The 20,665-nt window shown below is 60.0% G+C and carries 4 protein-coding genes; all 4 read left to right on the forward strand.

The features are described 5' to 3' along the window. Positions 1-17: 17 nt before the first annotated feature. The 4 genes from BLO51_RS09125 to BLO51_RS09140 are packed head-to-tail and all read left to right on the forward strand — an operon-like array spanning position 18 to position 20,619. Entirely contained in the window at positions 18-767 is a 750-nt protein-coding gene (locus tag BLO51_RS09125; RefSeq protein WP_090670107.1) for a polyketide synthase, read from the forward strand. Between the two features lie 53 nt (positions 768-820). Continuing rightward, complete coding sequence (locus BLO51_RS09130) at positions 821-12,370, forward strand: PfaD family polyunsaturated fatty acid/polyketide biosynthesis protein (protein WP_090670109.1); 11,550 nt, start codon at positions 821-823, stop codon at positions 12,368-12,370. A gap of 57 nt (positions 12,371-12,427) precedes the next feature. Further along, complete coding sequence (locus tag BLO51_RS09135; protein WP_090670112.1) at positions 12,428-12,820, forward strand: hypothetical protein; 393 nt, start codon at positions 12,428-12,430, stop codon at positions 12,818-12,820. Positions 12,821-12,834: 14 nt separating this feature from the next. Beyond that, entirely contained in the window at positions 12,835-20,619 is a 7,785-nt protein-coding gene (locus BLO51_RS09140; protein ID WP_090670115.1) for an SDR family NAD(P)-dependent oxidoreductase, read from the forward strand. The last annotated feature ends 46 nt before the right edge of the window (positions 20,620-20,665 follow it).

Raw genomic sequence — 20,665 nt, forward strand, 5'->3', positions numbered from 1 at the left:
GGAGAGTGGAGGAGAACATGACGAATCCAGTGGTGGAGTGCAGAGAGATCGAGACGGGGATCGTGCAAGTGACCTTGCAGGATCGGGAACAGAAGAACACCTTTACCGAAGGGCTGGTGCGCGGCCTGATCGAAGCGTTCGAGGAGATCGCCGCGAATGAACGCTGCAAGGCGGTCATCCTCACCGGCTATGGCAATTATTTTTGCTCCGGCGGCACGATGGAAGGGCTGCTGGCGATTCATGAAGGAAGAGGCCGGTTCACCGATGCGAACGTCTACGCGCTCGCCTTGGAGTGCAAGGTTCCGGTGATCGCCGCGATGCAAGGGCACGCGATCGGCGGCGGGTTTGTCGTCGGGCTGTTTGCCGACTTTGTGATCTTGAGCCGTGAGAGCGTGTACACGACCAATTTTATGCGATTTGGATTCACACCCGGCATGGGGGCTACCTACATCGTGCTGAAGAAGTTGGGCTTCTCCCTCGGAGAAGAGATGCTGATGAGCGCCAACAATTACAGAGGCGCCGATTTGGAAAAAAGGGGCGTGCCGTTCCCCGTCGTTCCGCGTGAAGACGTGATGAACCGGGCGCTGCAGCTGGCGCGCCAACTGGCAGAAAAACCGAGAGTGTCGCTGATCACCTTGAAGGACCATCTGGTCCGACCGATTCGGGAGGAACTGCCTCGCGTGATCGAGCAAGAGATGGCCATGCATGAAAAGACATTCCATGAACCGGAAGTGAAAGACAGAATCATCTCCCTGTTCGGAAATTAACAAGCACTCGCCGTGCTTGCGACCATACATTTTGCTGTAAAAGAGGGGTTCAGATGAAGATACAAGAGATCTTACGTGCGCTTGAAGCCAAAGAGATCAGCCCTGAAGAGGCCAAACAGGCCCTTGCACGGGCTCGATCCCACGAGTTGCAAATGTCTGCCCCCCTTGCGAATGCTGTGCGCGAACTGTCCGTTGATCCGGCGGTTCGCCTGCAGCCGGAATCGCTAGGCCATCCGCTGTTCCAAACGAGATACCGCACCATTTGGAGTTACTTTGCCGGCTCGATGTATCGAGGGATCGCATCTGAGGAGATGGTGGTGCGCATGGGGCAGGCCGGTCTGCTGGCCTTTTTCGGCAGCGCCGGTTTTCAGGTGCATGAACTGGAGCCCGTCCTGCAGCGCATTCAGGCGCGGCTGGGTTCGGACAAGCCGTATGGCATGTGCCTGATCGCCAACCTGAACGACCCGGACGAAGAGCGGCGCACAGCGGAACTGTACGTCGACTACGGCGTGAAGGCGATCGAAGTGTCCGCCTTCTCCGCTCCGACGCTCCCGCTGGTCTATCTGCGCCTCAAGGGCCTGTCCCGTCGAAACGGCCGGCTGATCTTCCCGCGCCGTCTGATCGCCAAATGCTCGCATCTGGACACGGCGCGCGTGTTTCTCTCGCCGCCGCCGGAGCCGCTCGTCCAGCAGCTGCTGCGCTACGGCCTGATCAGCGAGGAAGAAGCCGCCCTGTCGCAAACGATTCCGCTGGTCGACGACCTCGCGATCGAAGCGGACTCGGGCGGTCACACGAACCAAGGCGTATCGTTCTCCCTCCTGCCCGCCATCCGCGCGCTCAAAGACCAGCTCCAGCGGCAGTACCGCTACCAAGAGGAGATTCTCATCGGCTGCGGCGGAGGGATCGGCACGCCGGAAGCGGTCGCGTCGGCCTTCATGCTCGGGGCTGATTTTATTTTCACAGGATCGATCAATCAATGCACGGTGGAGAGCGGGGCCCATCCGGTCGTCAAGGACCTGCTGCAGTCCGTTTCGATCCACGACATGGCGATCACGGTTGCAGGCGATATGTTTGAGATCGGCGCGAAGGTGCAGGTGGTGAAAAAACACACCCAGTTCGCCGCCCGCGCCAACAAGCTGCACCAGCTGTTCCACCAATACAACTCGATCGACGAGATTCCGCTGTCGATCCGGCATGAGATCGAAACGAAATATTTTAAGAAGACGTTTGAGGAAGTCTGGGATCTCGTCTGCGCCTACAAGCGCGCCAAACATCCGGAGCAGCTCGAAGAGGCGGCCGAGAACCCGCGTTTCAAGATGGGGCTGATCTTCAAGTGGTATTTTGCCGATTCCGCACAGGCGACCCTGCGAGGGGATGAGCAGGAGCGGGATAATTTTCAGATCTTCTGCGGCCCGGCGATGGGGGCGTTCAACAGGTGGGTACAAGGCACGCCGTATGAGTCTTGGCAGCAGCGCCATGTGAACACGGTGGCAGAAATGCTGATGCGCAAGGCGTGTGAACATCTGGAATCCCGTCAGTCCACGTCCGTTTCGGCAGCCGGCGCAGAAGCGGTGCCGAGTTTTGAAGGGGCGGCGATCGCGATCATCGGGCTGAGCGGTCAATTCCCGAAGTCCAAGAATGCAGACGAGTTCTGGAACAACCTCGCACAAGGCCGCGACTGCATCTCCGAGATTCCGGCGACGCGCTGGTCGCTCGACGAGCACTACTCGCCGGACCCGAGCGCACCGGGCAAAACCTACTCCAAGTGGATGGGCGTGCTGGAGGATGCGGACAAGTTCGACCCGCTGTTCTTCAACATCTCGCCTGCCGAAGCGGAGTTGATGGACCCGCAGCAGCGGCTGTTCTTGGAGAGCGCATGGCAGGCCATCGAAGACGCCGGCATCGCGCCGTCCTCTCTGTCCGGCAGCCGAACCGGCGTGTTCGTCGGCTGCGGCACGAACGACTACGGGCAGGCGCTGAACCATCAAGGCTTGAACGCACAAGGCCTGATGGGGGCGGCTTCCTCGATCCTCAGCGCTCGCATCTCGTATCTGCTCAACCTCAAAGGCCCTTGCCTTGCGATCGACACCGCCTGCTCCTCCTCGCTGGTGGCGATGGCCGAAGCCTGCAACAGCCTGCTGCTCGGAACGAGCGACTTGGCATTGAGCGGCGGGGTGTACGCGGCGGCCGGGCCTTCCTTGCACATCATGACGAGCAAGGCGGGCATGTTGTCGCCCGACGGACGCTGCTATTCGTTTGATACGCGCGCCAACGGCTTTGTGCCGGGGGAGGGCGTGGGCGTCTTGGTGCTCAAGCGCCTTGAAGATGCTGTGCGGGACGAAGACCCGATCTATGGCGTGATTCGCGGCTGGGGTGTCAACCAGGACGGCAAGACGAACGGGATCACCGCGCCGAGCGTCAATTCGCAGATCCTGCTGGAGCAGGACGTGTATGAACGATTTGGCATCGACCCGGAGACGATCTCCCTGATCGAAGCGCATGGAACGGGCACGAAGCTGGGCGACCCGATTGAAGTCGAGGCGCTGACCGAGTCCTTCCGGCACTTCACGGAGAAAACCGGCTATTGCGCTCTCGGTTCGGTGAAAAGCAACATCGGACACCTGCTGACGGCAGCCGGAGTGGCCGGGGTGATCAAGGTGCTGCTGGCCATGAAGCATCGACAGGTGCCGCCGACGGTGCATTTTAACCAATTGAACGAGCACATTCGGCTCGCGAAGAGTCCTTTTTACATCAATACCGACCTGATTCCATGGGAGGTGCCAGCCGGGATGCCGCGCCGTGCCGGGGTGAGCTCTTTCGGATTCAGCGGGACGAACGCGCATGTCGTCATCGAAGAGCATTTGGAAAAAGAGAGTCTGGCTTCGGCAGCGGGAGAAGCGGATGCGCCGTTGCTCTTTGTGTTGTCTGCCATGACCGAGGAACAGCTGCGGACGTATGCAGCCTCGATGGCGGGCTTCCTCGAACGGGAGCGCGACCTGAGCCTTGCGAGCATCGCGTACACCCTGCAGACGGGACGCGATGCAAGAGAGGTGCGGCTGGCGTTTGTGGCCCGTTCGAGAGACGAAGCGCGTCAGAATTTTGAAACCTATGCAGAGGGGCGGACACTCCCCGGTCTCTTGACGTCGCAGTCGGGAACGGGGCAGGAGGAGGCGCAGGGCATTGCAAACAAGCCGCTGCAAGAGATCGCCGAACTCTGGGTGAAGGGCGTCCGACTCGACTGGTCGGAACTCTATGCCGATTCGAGACCGCGCCGTGCTCATCTGCCGACCTATCCGTTTGCCAGAGAGCGCTTCTGGGTGCCGGAGCCGGAGATGGAGGAAGGGGAGGCTTCGACGCTGACAGCCGCCCTGCATCCGCTGCTGCACAGCAATACCTCCAAACTGACGGAGCAACGCTTCTCCTCGACGTTTACCGGGCGAGAATTTTTCCTGTCCGATCATCAGGTGCAAGGGCGGAAGGTGCTGCCGGGTGTCGCCTATCTGGAAATGGCGCGCGCCGCGCTGGAGCAGGCCGCCGACATGCCGTCGATCTCTTTGAAAAATGTGGTCTGGGCGCGTCCGATCATCGCAGAAGAAGACGCGGTGTCGGTGCAGATCGGGCTGTTCCCGGAAGAGAACGGCGAGATCGGATTTGAAGTGTACAGCGGCTTGGACGGCGAGATCGTACACAGCCAAGGGCGCGCGGTACCGGCTCTGTCGGACGTCGAGGCTCTCGTGCTCGACCTTGCTTCTCTGCAAGCGCAGTGCGGGCAGCGCGAACGAGGCGCGGCGGAATGCTATGACTTGTACCGCCGAGCGGGCCTTGAGTACGGGCCGGCTTTCCAAGGGATGGAGCACCTCTATGTCGGGCAGGAGATGATCTTGGCCCGCTTGTCGCTGCCAGCCGCCGTCGCGAGCACCGCGCGTCAGTTCATCCTGCACCCGAGCCTGCTGGACTCGGCTCTGCAGACGGCCATTGGCTTCCTGACTGACGAAACGACGCTCCAGCCGGCCCTGCCGTTCGCGCTGGAGGAGCTGGAGATCTTCGGGCCTTGCACCACTTCGATGTGGGCCTTCGTGCGCCGCAGTGAAGGTAACAAGCCAGGGGACAAGGTACACAAGCTCGATCTCGACCTGTGCGACGAGAGCGGAAGCGTCCGCGTGCGGATGAAGGGCTATTCCTCCCGCATACTCGACCGCGAGCGAGGAGCCGAGGCGGGGACGCTGATGCTCAGACCGGACTGGACAGAGCGTCCGGTCAATCTGCAGGCTGTGCAGACGGTGTATGCGGACCATCTGGTGATGCTCTGCGAAGTGGACGCTGAGATCGAACAGAGCGGGATGCGGAGCCTGATCTTGCAGACAGAGGAAAAAGGGCTTGCCCAACGCTTCGAGGCCTATGCAGCACATGCGTTTGAGGCGATCAAGTCGATTTTGCAAGAAAGACGCAAAGGGAAGGCGCTCGTGCAGATCGTCGTTCCGGCGCAAGGGGACGGGCAGGTCTTCGCCGGCCTCTCTGCACTGCTGAAGACCGCTCAGCTGGAGAATCCGAACCTTGTCGGGCAGCTGATCAAAGTTGACGATGCGAGCAACCTTGCGGAGACCTTGCGAGAAAATGCTCGCTGTGCAGGCGACGCACACGTCCGTTACCAAGGCGGCAAACGCTGGGGAACAGGATGGAGCGAAGTCGAGCCGGGCGAAGAGGTGTTGCGCATTCCGTGGAAGGACCAAGGCGTCTACCTGCTCACAGGGGGCGCAGGGGGCCTAGGCCGCATTTTTGCTGACGAAATCGCACGGCAAGTGAAAGGGGCGACGCTCGTCCTGACGGGACGGGGGCCGCTGAGCGCTGAGAAACAGGCAGAACTTCAGTCCTTGGACGCAAATGTTGTGTACAGGCAAGTGGACGTGACCGACTTCGCGGGGGTCATGCAGCTGATCGAGAGCATTCAAGCTGAGCATGGCGCTCTGCACGGCATCCTGCACAGCGCAGGCGTGATTCGCGACAACTTGATTCTCAAGAAGACGACAGCGGAGTTGCAGGACGTGCTGGCTCCCAAGGTGGCCGGTGCCGTGCATCTCGATGAGGCGACGCAACATCTGCCGCTCGACTTCTTCGTGACGTTCTCCTCGGTGGCCGGAGCCATCGGCAACCCGGGGCAAGCGGACTATGCGACGGCCAATGCCTTCCTCGATGCTTTTGCGGGGTATCGAAACGAGCGGGTCGCAAACGGCAAACGCTCCGGCCGGACGCTGTCGATCAATTGGCCGCTCTGGCAAGACGGCGGGATGCAGGTGGAGCAGGAGACGGAGCAGACGTTGCGAGAGACCCTCGGCATGATCCCGATGCAGACGGCAACCGGGATTCGCGCCTTGTATCAGGGCATGGCTTCCGAGCAAGACCAGATTCTTGTCGTCGAAGGCGATCTGGATCGCATCCGCGCCGTTTTTGCAAAAACAGCACCGACAGCCGCAGCTGGGCCAGTGTCTAGGCTGGAAGAAGAGCCGACTCTCATTTCGAGCGATTTTGAAGAGAGAGCGATCGAGTATTTCAAGACGTTGCTCTCTTCCGTCCTGAAGATGCCAGCCAGCCGGATTGAAGCCAATGCGCCTTTTGAAAAATACGGCATCGATTCGATTCTGGTCATGCAGCTGACCAACCAACTGGAAAAGACGTTTGGCTCCTTGCCGAAAACGCTGTTCTTTGAATATCAAAACCTCCGCGAGCTGACCGGATACTTCCTGGACGCCCATCGTGTTCTCTTGCAGCAGCTCTTGGGCATCGGGGAGCAGGAGCGGGTTTCGGAATCCGCTTCGGTGGCGGCCGCGTCCACTCCTGAGCCGTCGGCTGTCAGCAGCCGCAGACGTTCGAGGCTGGCCGCGAGTTCGACGGCTGTGCATGCAGCGTCGGTCGCGCAACCTGCGAAGGCGGCCAAGGGAGAACAGGACATCGCGATCCTCGGCGTCTCCGGCCGCTATCCGGGGGCGCGCAACCTTCAGGAGTTTTGGCAAAATCTGCGGGATGGCAAGGACTGCATCACGGAGATTCCAAAAGACCGATGGGATCACAGCCTCTATTTTGACCCGGACAAAAGCAAGCCGGGCAAGACGAACAGCAAATGGGGCGGATTTATTGACGGCGTGGATCAATTCGATCCGAAGTTCTTCAACATCTCCCCGCGCGAGGCGGAGATCATGGACCCGCAGGAGCGACTGTTCCTGCAGACCGTCTACGAGGCGCTGGAAGATGCGGGGTATACGCGCGAGATGCTCGCCAAACATCGCGGGCTGGGGCTTGACGGCAACGTCGGGGTCTATGTCGGCGTGATGTACGAAGAGTATCAGCTGTACGGCGCAGAGGAGACGATCCTCGGCCGACCGCTTGCCCTGTCTGGCAACCCCTCGTCGATCGCCAACCGGGTGTCGTACTTCTTCAACCTGCACGGGCCGAGCCTTGCTGTCGATACGATGTGCTCGTCTTCGCTGACGTCGATTCATCTGGCCTGCCAGAGCTTGCAGCAAGGCGGCTGTGAACTGGCGATCGCCGGCGGTGTCAACGTCTCGATTCACCCGAACAAGTACCTGCTGCTCGGCCAAGGCAAGTTCGCGTCGAGCAAGGGCAGATGCGAGAGTTTTGGCGAAGGGGGCGACGGCTACGTGCCGGGCGAAGGCGTGGGCGCTGTGCTGCTCAAGCCTCTGTCCAAGGCGATTGAAGACGGAGATCAGATCCACGGCGTGATCAAGGCCACCGCGATCAACCACGGGGGCAAAACCAACGGGTACACCATCCCGAACCCGAATGCGCAGGCGAATGTGATCGAGCAGGCGTTGCGCAAGGCAGGGCTTGACCCGAGCATGGTCTCTTACATCGAAGCGCACGGAACCGGCACCTCGCTTGGCGACCCGATTGAGATCGCAGGCTTGACCAAGGCTTTCCAAGCAGGGAAAAACGCTAAACTGCAATCCTGTGCCATCGGCTCGGCCAAGTCGAACATCGGGCACTGTGAGAGCGCGGCGGGCATCGCCGGCGTTACGAAGGTGCTGCTGCAACTGAAGCATCGTCAACTCGCACCATCGCTGCACGCCAAGGTGCTCAACCCGAACATCGACTTTGACGCGACCCCGTTCGTCGTGCAGCAGGAGCTGGCGGAGTGGAAGCGCCCGCTGGTGGAGATCGGCGGTCAGGTTCGCGAAGTGCCGCGCATCGCTGGCATCTCATCGTTTGGAGCGGGCGGTTCCAACGCGCACGTGATCATCGAAGAGTACGTACCGGCAGAGTCGCTGCGCACGCCTGTCGAGGTGACGCCGCAGAATCCGGCCGTGATCGTGTTGTCGGCCAAGAACGAAGAACGGTTGCAGGAGCTGGCCGCGCGCCTGCTTCACGCCATCGAGACGCAGCCGTTCACAGATGCGGACCTCGCTGACATCGCCTACACCTTGCAGATCGGTCGAGAAGCGCACGATGCGCGCATGGCGCTGCTCGTCGACTCGCTTCAAGACCTCGCGACCAAGTTGCGCGCCTGCGTGTCCCGCCAAGAGGATGTCCCAACCCTCTATCGCGGCCATGTCAAAGCCAACCGAGACACCCTCTCGCTCTTCCTCGCCGATGAAGAGCTGCAGGAAGCGATTGAAAAATGGATTCAGCGCCGCAAGCACGTCAAGCTCGTCGACCTGTGGGTCAAAGGATTGGAGCTGGACTGGAACAAGCTCTACGGCGAACACAAGCCGCGCCGCATCAGCCTGCCGACCTATCCGTTTGCCAAACAGCGCTACTGGGTGCCGGAAGGAACGGCGGGAGCGGCACGCACCCTGATGTCTTCGAGCGTCGTGGAAAACCTTGAAGTGCTGGCCCCGGTCTCGACGAACCTGCAAGCAAGGGTGCAAGAGGGAAGCGATGGCACGCTCAACATCGAACTGTGCGACGCCCAAGGGAACATCTGCGTTCGCCTGACTGGACTGCAGGCCGAACCTGCACAAGCGAAACTTGCACAAGCCAAGAAGCAGCCGGAATCCTTCGAGTTGATGACATTCCGAGAAATCTGGCAAGAGCAATCCCTGCCTTCTGTCACAGCCCGGAACGCTGGAACGCTCGTCTGCTTCCTGTCCGATCCGGCACTGCAGCAAACGGTGCGGGAGGCGCTCAAGTCCCTGAGCCCGAGCCTGCAAGTCGAGTTCATCGCACAGGGAAGCTCGATTCCAGAGTCCTTCCAACGCATGCAGGAGGAGCGTCGAGACGTCTTCGGGATGCTGTACCTGTGGCCGCTTGAAGACAAGGCTCTGATCCGAGAGTATTCCAGTATCGTGAACATCCTGAAGTTCCTCGACGCTTCCGGTCTGAAGCCCGAACGCCTGCTGCTGGCTGGGCAATTCGAGAACGGAGTGGAGCGAAGCTACTTCGAATCGTGGATCGGCTTTGAAAGATCTTTGGGCCTAGTGCTGCCTAACACGAAGGTGACGGCGGTCTTGCAGGCGGGCTCTTCCTCGCTTCAAGACTGGATGCCGCTGCTCTGGCGTGAACTCCATGCCCCGCAAGCGCAAAGCGTCCTGTACGAAGCGGGCAAGCGCCACATCTGCACCGTCCAGCCGACCCGCCTTGAAGCGGGCCAACGCACGGTGCGGGCAGGCGGCACCTACCTGATCACCGGCGGTCTCGGTGCGCTCGGCTACTTGTTCGCGGAGCATCTGGCCCAAAAACAGCCTGTGAACCTCATCCTCACCGGCCGCTCCGAGCTCGACGAAGAGAAGCGCAGCAAGCTGAGCGATCTGGAGACGCTGGGCAGCCAAGTCTTCTACCTGCAAGCGGACGTATGTGACGAAGAGCAGATGCGAGCCGGGCTGGTTCGTGCACGCGATCGCTTCGGACCTCTGCACGGCGTGCTGCACGCAGCAGGATTGTCCGGGGACGAGAGCCTTTTTGCCAAGGACATCAAGGCGTTTGAACGGGTTCTGAGCCCGAAGATCGCAGGAACCCTGCTGCTCGACGAATTGCTGGCGGAGGAGACCAAGCTTGATTTTGTCTGCTACTTCTCCTCGTCATCCGCCGTGTTGGGCGATTTCGGTTCCTGCGACTACGCGATCGGCAATCGCTTCCAGATGGCCTACGCGCAACACCGTCACGAACAGCAGTTGCCGGGCCAGACGCTGGTGATCAACTGGCCGCTCTGGAAAGAAGGCGGAATGGGTCTTGATGAAGGAGAGATCACGGCGAACTACCTGAAGTCGAGCGGACAGCGCTTCTTGGAAGCGGAAGAGGGAGTGGAGCTCTTTGACCTGATCCTCTCGCAGAACGACGTGCAGCAGCTGGTCCTCGTCGGGCAGCCAAGCCGCGTCGAACGCTTCCTCGGAATGGCTGCACAAGCGCCGACAGCGGTTCAACCCACTACGCCGCCGCCGACTGTCAGCGTCTCGTCGGGCACAGCGATGCGTCCGGAGTTGCAAGGATTCTCGCTTGAGCAATGCATCGAGTGGGATCTCAAAGAACAGGTCAGCCAGATCCTGAAAATCTCCCGCGACGAACTCGATGTCGAGGAAAATCTGGTCGACTTCGGGTTTGACTCGATCAGCTTGGCCGAGCTTGGCAACCGTCTTTCCAGGCACTACGGCCTCGAAGTGACGCCGGCCTTGTTCTTCAGCCACTCCACGTTGGAAAAATTGACCCTGCACTTCCTGCGCGAACACGAGGCGTTGATGACGCAGCACTACCTTGAACCGACTGCCGAACCAGCCCCCGAACCGACACCCGTTCCGGTTGTCGCTCCGATTGTGGCTCCGGCCCGGCAAGAAGTCGCGGTGACAAAAGAGATTCTCGTGCCGCCGCCGACATCCGGCGTTCACGAACCGATCGCCGTGATCGGGATGAGCGGACGCTTCCCGCAAGCAGACAGCGTGCAGGACTTCTGGCAGAACCTCAAAGCGGGCAAGAACGCGATCACCGAGATTCCTTCGGATCGCTGGGACTGGCAAAGTGACTATGAAGAAGGCAAAATCACGTCCAAATGGGGCGGATTCGTAAAAGACGTCGACTGCTTCGATCCGCTGTTCTTCGAGATCTCGCCGAGAGAAGCGGAGTACATGGACCCGAAACAACGCCTGTTCTTGGAGGAAGCATGGCACGCGCTCGAAGATGCCGGCTACATGGGCGATCAGATTCGCGGCAAGTTGTGCGGCGTCTACGTCGGTGTCGAAGAGGGTGAATACGGCTTCCTGACAGGGGATGGCGGCCCGCTCAACGGCAATCAAAATGCGACGTTGGCCGCCCGCATCGCCTACACCCTCGACTTGAAGGGGCCGAATCTGGCGTTGACCGCCGCTTGCTCTTCCGGGCTGGTTGCGCTCCATCAAGCCTGCCAAGCCTTGCGCGCAGGGGACTGCGACGTGGCGCTGGCCGGCGGGGTCAATCTTTTGATCTCCCCGATGATCTACCGAGGGATGAGCAAGATCGACATGCTGTCCCCGGACGGACACTCGTATGTGTTTGATTCGCGTGCGAACGGGTTGGTGCCGAGCGAAGCCGTTGCCGTCGTCGTGCTCAAGCCTCTGTCCAAAGCGATCGCCGATCGCGACCAGATCTACGGCTGCATCACAGCGACCGGAGTCAACTACAACGGCCAATCGAATGGTATCACATCGCCGAACCCGGACGCTCAAGCCGATCTGATCCGCAGCGTGTATGACCGTTATGGAATCGATTCGTCTGACATCCAGTTCGTCATGTCGCACAGCACCGGGTCGAAGCTAGGCGATCCGATGGAGATCCAAGCGCTGACCAGCGCCTTCCGCAAGCCTGGCGCTCAAACGCAGAACTGTGCGCTCTCCTCGATCAAGCCGCTCATCGGGCACACGTTTGCCGCATCGGGCATCGTCAGCCTGATCAGCATGCTGATGGCGATGCGCGAACGCACCCTGTTGGGCTTGCACGGATACGAATCGAGCAACGAGTACATCCGATTTGAGGAGAGTCCGTTCGTCGTCAGCACCGAGAACCGAGCGTGGACGACGCAGGAAGGCCGCCCGCGAGTCGGCGCGATCAGCACGACAGGGATCAGCGGCACGAATGCCCATGCCGTGATCGAAGAATACATTCCGACCGCGATGGCTGTGCAGGTAGAACGACCGGGCGCAGCACAGCAACTGGTGATCCTCTCGGCCCGAAACCACGACCGCCTGCAGCACATGGCGGCTCGTCTGTCCGAGCATCTCGCGAGCGAAGCGGGCCGATCCCTGACGCTCGCCCAGATCGCCTACACGCTGCAAGTCGGTCGCGAGCCGATGAAAAAGCGCGCAGCCTTCATCGTCTCTTCCAAAGAAGAACTGCTGCAGCGCTTGCAGGAATACATCTCCTCGCCTGTTGTGGACGAGACCCGTCCTGCACCGGATCGCCACCAAGCCAGAGCCCTTGTGGAAACCGCGCTGCAAGAGCGCAATCTTGAGCAGCTGGCCGCCCTCTGGCTCTCCGGCAGCAAAGTGCCGTGGCAGCGACTACATGACGGCAAGAACGTGCAGCGCGTCTCGCTGCCGACCTATCCATTTGTGAAGCGTAGATGCTGGGTGGAGGCCAGGTCGCTACGACATGATGATCGGGATCGAAGTCAGTTGCCACATCCCTGACAAGCAGGGGCTGTTCCAGAACATGTCCTCGGCCCTCAACGAAGGGGGCAGGTGCTGATGATGGACTTCATCGCGAACCTGCGCGGAGCCATCGCCGATCCGAGCATCGACATCTACATCCCGACTGTACAAGGCTGGATCGACCTGCTGGCGGAGCATCACCTCGTTCTTGACGAAGTGATTGACGTCTCCAAGCAGGTCGCCAACTCTCTGCATGATCCTGAGCACGCGGAGAATACGAAAGGTCTGCCGGAAGTCGTGCAAAATTCCATTCGGAACTTTGCCAATAGCTCGATCTCGCTTGAGAAAGGCTGGATCAGCTACTGTCTGTTTGTCATCAGCAAAAATTCAGCTCTCAGCCCGGCAGAACTGCGAGAGCACAACGCAAAGCAGATGTCCAACAGGACGCCGTATCCGGAAGCTCGGCGCAACATGTTGCAACAAATCTAAAGGAGTGAGGGAGCATGAGTTCCGGGATGACCAGAACTGAGATCAAAGAGATCCTGTTCGAGATCTTCGAACAGACCTTGGGTTTGGAACGCACCGAACTGGAGCAATCGGATACCTTCAAGGAAATGGGGATCGGATCGCTCAATGCGGTTGAACTGCTCGAAGCGATCAACGTCCGGTTCGACCTGAACCTGCCGACCAGCATTGTATTTGAATGTGCAGACCTCGAGTCTCTGGCGGTCTACATGGAAAAGCAGTTCCGTACCCTCGTACAACCTGCAAAACAAGCACAGCCGACGGTATCGGCACCAACGCCGACACCAACACCAGCACCGACACCCACTCCGCCCGCTCGCGAAGCACGGGTCGAGACCGATGAGATCGCCATCATCGGTCTCTCCGTCCGGAGTGCCGGGGCGAGCGATCAAGAAGAATTCTGGAACCTGATTCGCGACGGGAAAAAATGCATCAGCGAAGTGAGCGATCCGAAATGCCTGGAATACATCCAAGCCCATTCGTCCAATCCGTTTCCGATCAACTATGGCAAGATGGACGACATCGACCGCTTCGACCCGCTCTTTTTTAACATCTCGGCCATCGAAGCTGAGAAGATGGACGTCACCCAGCGTATTTTGCTGGAAGAAACGTACAAGTCTTTAGAAGATGCCGGCTACACCCCGACGCAGCTGCGCGGGCAGCCCGCCGGCACCTTTATCGGCACCGCCGGTTCCTCGGCGCTCGCTCAAGATTTTTCCCATTATTCCATGCTCGGATATGACATCAGCATCCTCGCGGCTCGCATGGCGTACTATCTGGATCTGAAAGGGCCGGCGCTGGCGGTGAACACGGCCTGCTCCTCGTCGATGGTGGCGATCGACCTGGCCTGCCAGCAGTTGAAGAGCGGGGAGATTAACCTCGCCATCGCAGGCGGAATCACGGTCTACAGCCATCCGGGCTCGTTCATCTCCATGCACAACGCCGGGATGCTGTCTCCCAATGGCGAGTGCCGTCCGTTTGACGATGGAGCGAACGGCATCGTCGTCGGCGACGGCGTCGGGGTCTTGATTCTCAAGCGCCTCTGCGATGCCGAGCGGGACAACGACCACATCTACGGCATCATCCGAGGCAGCGGCACCAACCAAGACGGCCAGACCTCCGGCATCACCGCGCCGAGCTTCCTCGCGCAGAGCCAGCTGCAAGAATCGATCTACCGCAAGTACGAGATCGACGTGGAAGACATTCAATACATCGAAGCGCATGGCACGGGCACCAAGCTTGGCGATCCGATCGAGATTCACGCCCTTAACAACACCTTCCGCAAGTTCACGACTCAGAAAGGCTTCTGCGGAATCGGTTCGCTCAAGGCGAACATTGGTCACACGACGGCTGCAGCAGGCGTGCTGGGCGTGATCAAAGTCTTGATGAGCATGAAGCATGGAGAGATGCCGCCCTCCATCCAGTATGCACAGGGCAACAAGCACATCGACTTTGCCAACAGCCCGGTCTATGTCAACACAGCTCGTCGCGAGTGGACGCCCAATCGAAATGGCAAGCGCCTGGCTGCCGTCAACTCGTTCGGCTACAGCGGCACGAATGCCCATGTGGTGATCGAAGACTATCCCAATCCGTCGCGTACGGTTGCAGCGCCGATCAACGAAGCGATGCCAGGTCTGTTCGTGCTGTCGGCCCAAAGTGCAGAATCGCTGCAAGCCAATGCCGATGCCGCGCTCCGCTACCTCCGCTCTCACCCGGACGTCTCGCTCCCCGACTTCCTGTACACCTACCAAGTGGCGAGAGAGAGCATGGCACAACGGCTTGCCATCGTTGTCAAAGACCGGGACCAGCTGATCGGCCAGCTCGAACGCTACCTAGCAGGGGCCGGCAAGTCTGGAGAAGTCTTCGTGGGCACCGTCGGCAAGAACGGCAGCGTCAACGGGATCAATCTGGCCGACACCGAAGAGGGACAAGCGTTACTCCTGAGCCTGCTGCACAACCGCAAGCTCAAGACGGTTGCAGAACTGTGGGTCAACGGCAACCGGATCGACTGGGAAGGGCTCTACCCGGCGGGGACGGTCAAGCGACTGACCGGACTGCCGACCTATTCGTTTGCGCAAGAGCGCTACCCGTTGCCTGCGTTTGAAATCGTGCAGACAGGCTTCGGCAAGCAGGCAAAATCTGCCGTCAACGCCTTGCATCCGCTGCTCCATCGCAACACGTCAGACCTGACCGAAATGCGCTACAGCACCGTCTTTACCGGCGAGGAGACCTTCCTTCGCGATCGGATGGTGCCGGAATTCGCCCTGTTGGAGATGGCGCGCGCGGCTGTGGAACAGGCGTCCGGCGCTCTGAAGGAAGGTCGCACCCGCCTTCGTTTGCAAAATATCGTCTGGGAGTCGCCGCTCGCAGTGGGTGCTGACGGGTCGCAGGTGCACATCGCACTGTACCCGGCCGCTAATGGCGAGATCTCCTTTGAGATCTACAACGACGAGGAAGAGCTGCACGCATCAGGAAGCGCCGTGCTGACAGAGGACGAAGCGCCACTCCTCGATGCGTCCACCTTGCAGGAGCGGGGCGCGCGCGTCACGCTGCCGATGGTGCCTTCGCAGTTTCTGCTCCATCCGCACTTGCCGGATGCCGTGCTGCAAGGGAGTGTGCCCGCCACCTTGCAAGAGGTCGCGATCTATGCCCCTTGCCCCTCCTCCATGTGGGTTGTGGCAGACGACGGCAACTTCACGTTCTGCGACGAACAAGGCAAGGTCTGTCTGCAAATCAGCGGTCTGCAAACGCAGAAGAACCGCCCGCAAGCGGTCTCTCCATCCGCCGAGCCGTTTGCCTTGATGACCTTTGAGGAGATCTGGCAAGAACAAGCTCGAAACAACCACGCGCCGTCCAACTTGAACACGCTGCTCTGCTTCCTCTCGAATGCGGAGGCTCAGCGTGCGGTCGTGGAAGCGGTGCAGGCGCGAAGCCCGCAGACGCAGGTCCTTTTCGTCGCGCAAGGGACATCCTGCCAGCAGGCGCTCCGCAGCGTCCAAGAACAGCAGGGGGAAGTTGATGCCTTGCTCTACCTCTGGCCGCTGGAAGACGCTTCGCTCGTGGAGGACACGAAACCGATCCTCGACATCGTACAAGCCCTTGCGACGACGAAGCTTAAAGCCAAGAGCCTGATGCTCGTCGGCCAGCACCGAAATGCGACCGAGCGTGCGTTCCTTGAATCATGGATCGGCTTTGAGCGCTCCTTGGGCTTGGTGCTCCCGGATACCCGAGCGGCTGTCGTGATGCAAGAAGCCGGGGCCGTTTCCTTGCAGGAGAACATGCATCTCCTTCTGGACGAGCTCAATGCTTCCAAAATCGAAAGCGTCCTCTACCGAAACGGCAAGCGCCACGTCTGCAAGGTACAGCCGACCCGCATCCAAGCCGGCTCTTCCACCTTGCTGAAATCGGGCGGCACTTACCTGATCACCGGCGGGCTCGGCGGTCTGGGCTACCTGTTCGCCGAGCATCTGGCTGGCAAACACCCGGTCAACCTGATCCTGACCGGGCGCTCGGCGCTCGATGCTGCCAAACAGGCGAAGATCGAAGCGCTTGAAAAACGAGACAGCCGCGTCTTCTATCTGCAAGCGGACGTCTGTGACCGCACGCGTATGGAGGCGGGGCTTGCAGAAGCCCGGTCGCAGTTCGGCCGTGTTCACGGCGTCCTGCACGCAGCCGGCCTCGTCGGAGCCGAGAGCATTCTCGACAAGGATGACCGCCGGTTCCAGCAAGTGCTCGCCCCGAAGGTCAAAGGAACGCTTCTGCTCGACGAACTGCTGCAAGGGGAGCCGGAACTTGATTTTACCTGCTACTTCTCCTCTTCGTCGGCGATCATCGGGGACTTCGGCTCGTGCGACTATGCGATTGCCAACCGCTTCCAAATGGCCTATGGCGAGCTGCGCAACGGGACAACATTCGTCATCAACTGGCCGCTTTGGAAAGCCGGGGGCATGCATTTTGAGAAGAAAGAAAACACAGAAGCCTACTTCAAGACCAGCGGGCAACGCTTCTTGGAAGTGGAAGAGGGCCTTGCGATCTTTGACCGCATCCTGTCGCAGAACCGCACCCAGCATCTTGTGATGGTCGGCCAGCCGAGCCGCATCGAACGCATGCTGGGCCTCGCGAAGTCGGCAGCGCCCACTCCGGTGCCAGTGCATTCCGGCAGCAACACCTCTTCCGGCAAGGGAAGACGTCCGGAGATGAAAGGATTCACGCTCGAACAGTGCGTGGAGTGGGATCTCAAAGAGCAGATCAGCTCCGTTCTCAAGATTCCGCGCACCAAACTGGACGTCGAGGAGAACTTGGCCGATTTCGGGTTTGATTCGATCAGCTTGGCCGAGTTTGCCGGTTTCCTGTCGAAACACTACAGCATTGCCGTGACGCCCGCCTTGTTCTTTGAGCATTCCACGATCAGAGCTCTGTCCCAGTTTTACGCGGTCACACATGGGGAGGCAATGCGGGACTTCTACCAAGAGCAAGCGGCATCCGCACCGGCGATCGCGGCAGCACCTGTCGCTCCAATCGTCAGCACCCCGTCCAAGCGCCCTTCGCGCAAAAAGACCGGCAAGGCGCGATTCGCGGCCGGAGGAGCGGTGCGCAGTGCGCAGGAGCCGATTGCCATTGTCGGGATCAGCGGCAGATTCCCGCAGGCGAGCAACGTGCAGGAACTGTGGAAAAACATCCGAGACGGGAAGGAAGCGATCACGGTCGTCCCGTCTGACCGCTGGGACTGGCGGGAAGAGAAGGGCATGGGCAAATGGGGCGGATTTGTCCCGGACGTCGACCGCTTCGATCCCTTGTTCTTTAAGATCTCGCCCAAAGAAGCGGAGTACATCGATCCGAAACAGCGCCTGTTCCTGCAGGAAGCATGGCATGCGCTGGAAGATGCCGGCTATATGGGCGAGCGCATTCGCGGAACCGCATGCGGCGTCTATGTCGGGGTGGAAGAGGGAGAGTACGGGTTCTTGGTCGGAGAGGACAGTCCGCTGAACAGCAACCAGAACGCCACGCTCGCGGCCCGCATCTCCTATGCGCTCAACCTCAAGGGCCCGAACATGGCGATCACCGCCGCCTGCTCGTCCGGTCTCGTCGCGATTCACCAAGCCTGTCAAGCCCTGCGCCAAGGCGAATGCGACATGGCGCTGGCCGGCGGTGTCAGCCTGTTGATCTCGCCGATGATCCACAACGGCATGGGCAAGCTCGACATGCTCTCCCCGGATGGCACCTGCTTTGTGTTCGACGGGCGTGCAAATGGCCTGGTGCCGAGCGAAGCGGTAGCTGTCGTCGTGCTCAAGCCGCTGAGCAAAGCGCTGGAGGATGGCGATCAGATCTACGGCTGCATCAAGGGCAGCGCCGTCAACTACGACGGCCAGACCAACGGCATCACCGCGCCAAGCCCTGCGAGCCAAGCAGAGCTGCTTCATCAAGTCTACAAGCGCTTCGGCATCAACCCGGCCGACATCCAGTATGTGCTCTCCCACAGCGTCGGTTCCAGATTGGGAGACCCCATCGAGGTGCAGGCGCTCACCAACGCCTTCCGCCGACACACCGACCGGACGCAATACTGCGCGCTCGGCTCGATCAAGCCGTTGATCGGGCATACGTTCGCCGCATCCGGCGTCGTCAGCTTGATCTCCATGCTGATGGCGATGAAAGAGCGGACGATTCCGGCTCTGCACAACTATGAGTCGAGCAACGACTACATCAACCTGACAGACAGCCCGTTCGTGTTTCATACCAAGAACAGATCGTGGACCACGGCCGATGAGCGCCCGCGCCTCGGTGCAGTCAGCACGACCGGCATCAGCGGCACGAACGCGCATCTTGTGGTCGAAGAATACATCCCGGCGCAGCAAGAGGCGGTCGATCACGAACCGACGGATGCACCGCAGATCATCGTCCTCTCCGCGAAGAATCGCGAGCGTCTGGACGAGGTTGCCGCACAGCTGCTCGCGTTCCTCGAAGCCGACGAGAGCTTGAAGCTGCCTGACATCGCGCACACGCTGCAAGTCGGCCGTGACGAGATGGAGGCGCGACTTGCGATGGTGGTACAAAGCCGCGACGAGCTGATGCAAGGTCTGCGAGGCTATTTGAAAAAAGGCGACGTGCCCATCGCGCTCTATCTCGGCGACCTGAACGAGTCTCATTCCGAGATCCTCGATCTTCTGGCTGTGATCACCGGAGAGACCGTTCTTCGAGCCTTGCTGGCAGAGGGCAATCTTGGAAGATTAGCCCTCTACTGGGCGAAAGGCGGCAAGATTCCTTGGGAAGCGCTGCAAGGCGGAGCGTCCGCCCGTCGCATCTCCTTGCCGACCTATCCGTTTGAGCGCCGCCGCTGCTGGCTGACCGCTCCGACAATCGCAAGACGAGAGCTGACAACGCAGAGCCTGCCAGCAGTCGCTGCAGCTTCTGCTTCCGAGGCGGTTCCCGTTTGTGAGGAACAGGACCTCGCCATCGCGGAGGATCTGCAGGAGCGAGTCATCGGCATCATCTCCGAACTGGTGGGCCTCACGCCTGCGGAGCTGAAGGTGAACAAGCCGCTCGACCACTACGGGTTTGACTCGATTCTGTTCATGCAGCTGCTACAGCAGATACAAACGCAGATCGACCCGTCCTTCTCCTTCGTCAAACTGAGCGAATGCCGATCGATGGAAGACCTGATTCGAGAGCTGGTCCCCAATGGGGCGACCAGGGCGAAACCGAAAGCGGAGATCGTGAGCCAGACTCCCGCACCGCCGCAAGCACCGCTCGCAGCACCGCCGGCCCACAAGCCCGTGCAGACCAGCTTGTCGCAGTTCCCGGAACTCATCCTGCTGAACCAAGCCACGGAAGGTCGTCCGATCTTCTGGATGCACGGGACGGCAGGCGGCGTCGGCATCTACTCGATGATCGCCAAAGTGAGCAACCGACCCTTCTACGGCATCCAAGCGCGTGGTTGGATGAGCAACCGCACCCCGATCCGAGGCATCTACGCGATGGCCGCGTATTACGTGCACATCATTCAGACCGTGCAGCCGGAAGGGCCGTATGACCTCGGCGGCTATTCGCTCGGCGGCCTCCTCGCCTACGAAGTGGCCCGTCAGTTGCAGGAACTGGGGCAAAAAGTGAACTCCATCGTGTTCCTCGACACCTTGTATTCGGACAAAATCTACACCAAGACCATGTTGCCGGAAGCGATGTTCAATAGAAAAACCGCGATCCTGCAATCGCTCAACATGACCCTGCTCACCGAGATTCAGCACGAGCCGGAGAAGATTCCGACCACATTGATTCACCGTGATGATCTGGACCCGACGCTCTCGGATGAGGAATATTCCAAGCAGTTGCTGACCCTGGCCCGCGAGCGCGGCTACAAGCGCACGGAAGACTACCTGAACACCATGATTCAGAGTAGTTCTGACGTGCAGGAAGCGTTCGACCGCAGCGGATTTACCATCTTGCCGTTGCCCAATCCGCAAGAGGTCAGCGCCTATTTCTTCCGCAACAAAAGCGGCTCGTTCCTCGGGGCGCTGGAACCGTACTTCAAAGTCAAGACGAGCCCCGTATTCGACCAAGGGGATTATTGGACCGAATTTGAACGTCAGATCGACGATTTCCACCTGTTCGACATCGACTCGTCCAACCACATGATGCTGCTCTCGGAACCAAAAGCAGCTGCGTCGATCCTTGCCTTCTGCCAAGAGCTCTACTCCGCATTCGGCCTGGAACCGACGTTCCTTGAAACGTTTGCCCACGAGCATCGCAGTCTCGTCGGCACCACTTCATAACGCCAAAAAGGGATTCTCACGCGGGTCGTGAGAATCCCTTTTTTTG

This window comes from Paenibacillus tianmuensis (assembly GCF_900100345.1).
GTDB classification, from domain to species: domain Bacteria; phylum Bacillota; class Bacilli; order Paenibacillales; family NBRC-103111; genus Paenibacillus_G; species Paenibacillus_G tianmuensis.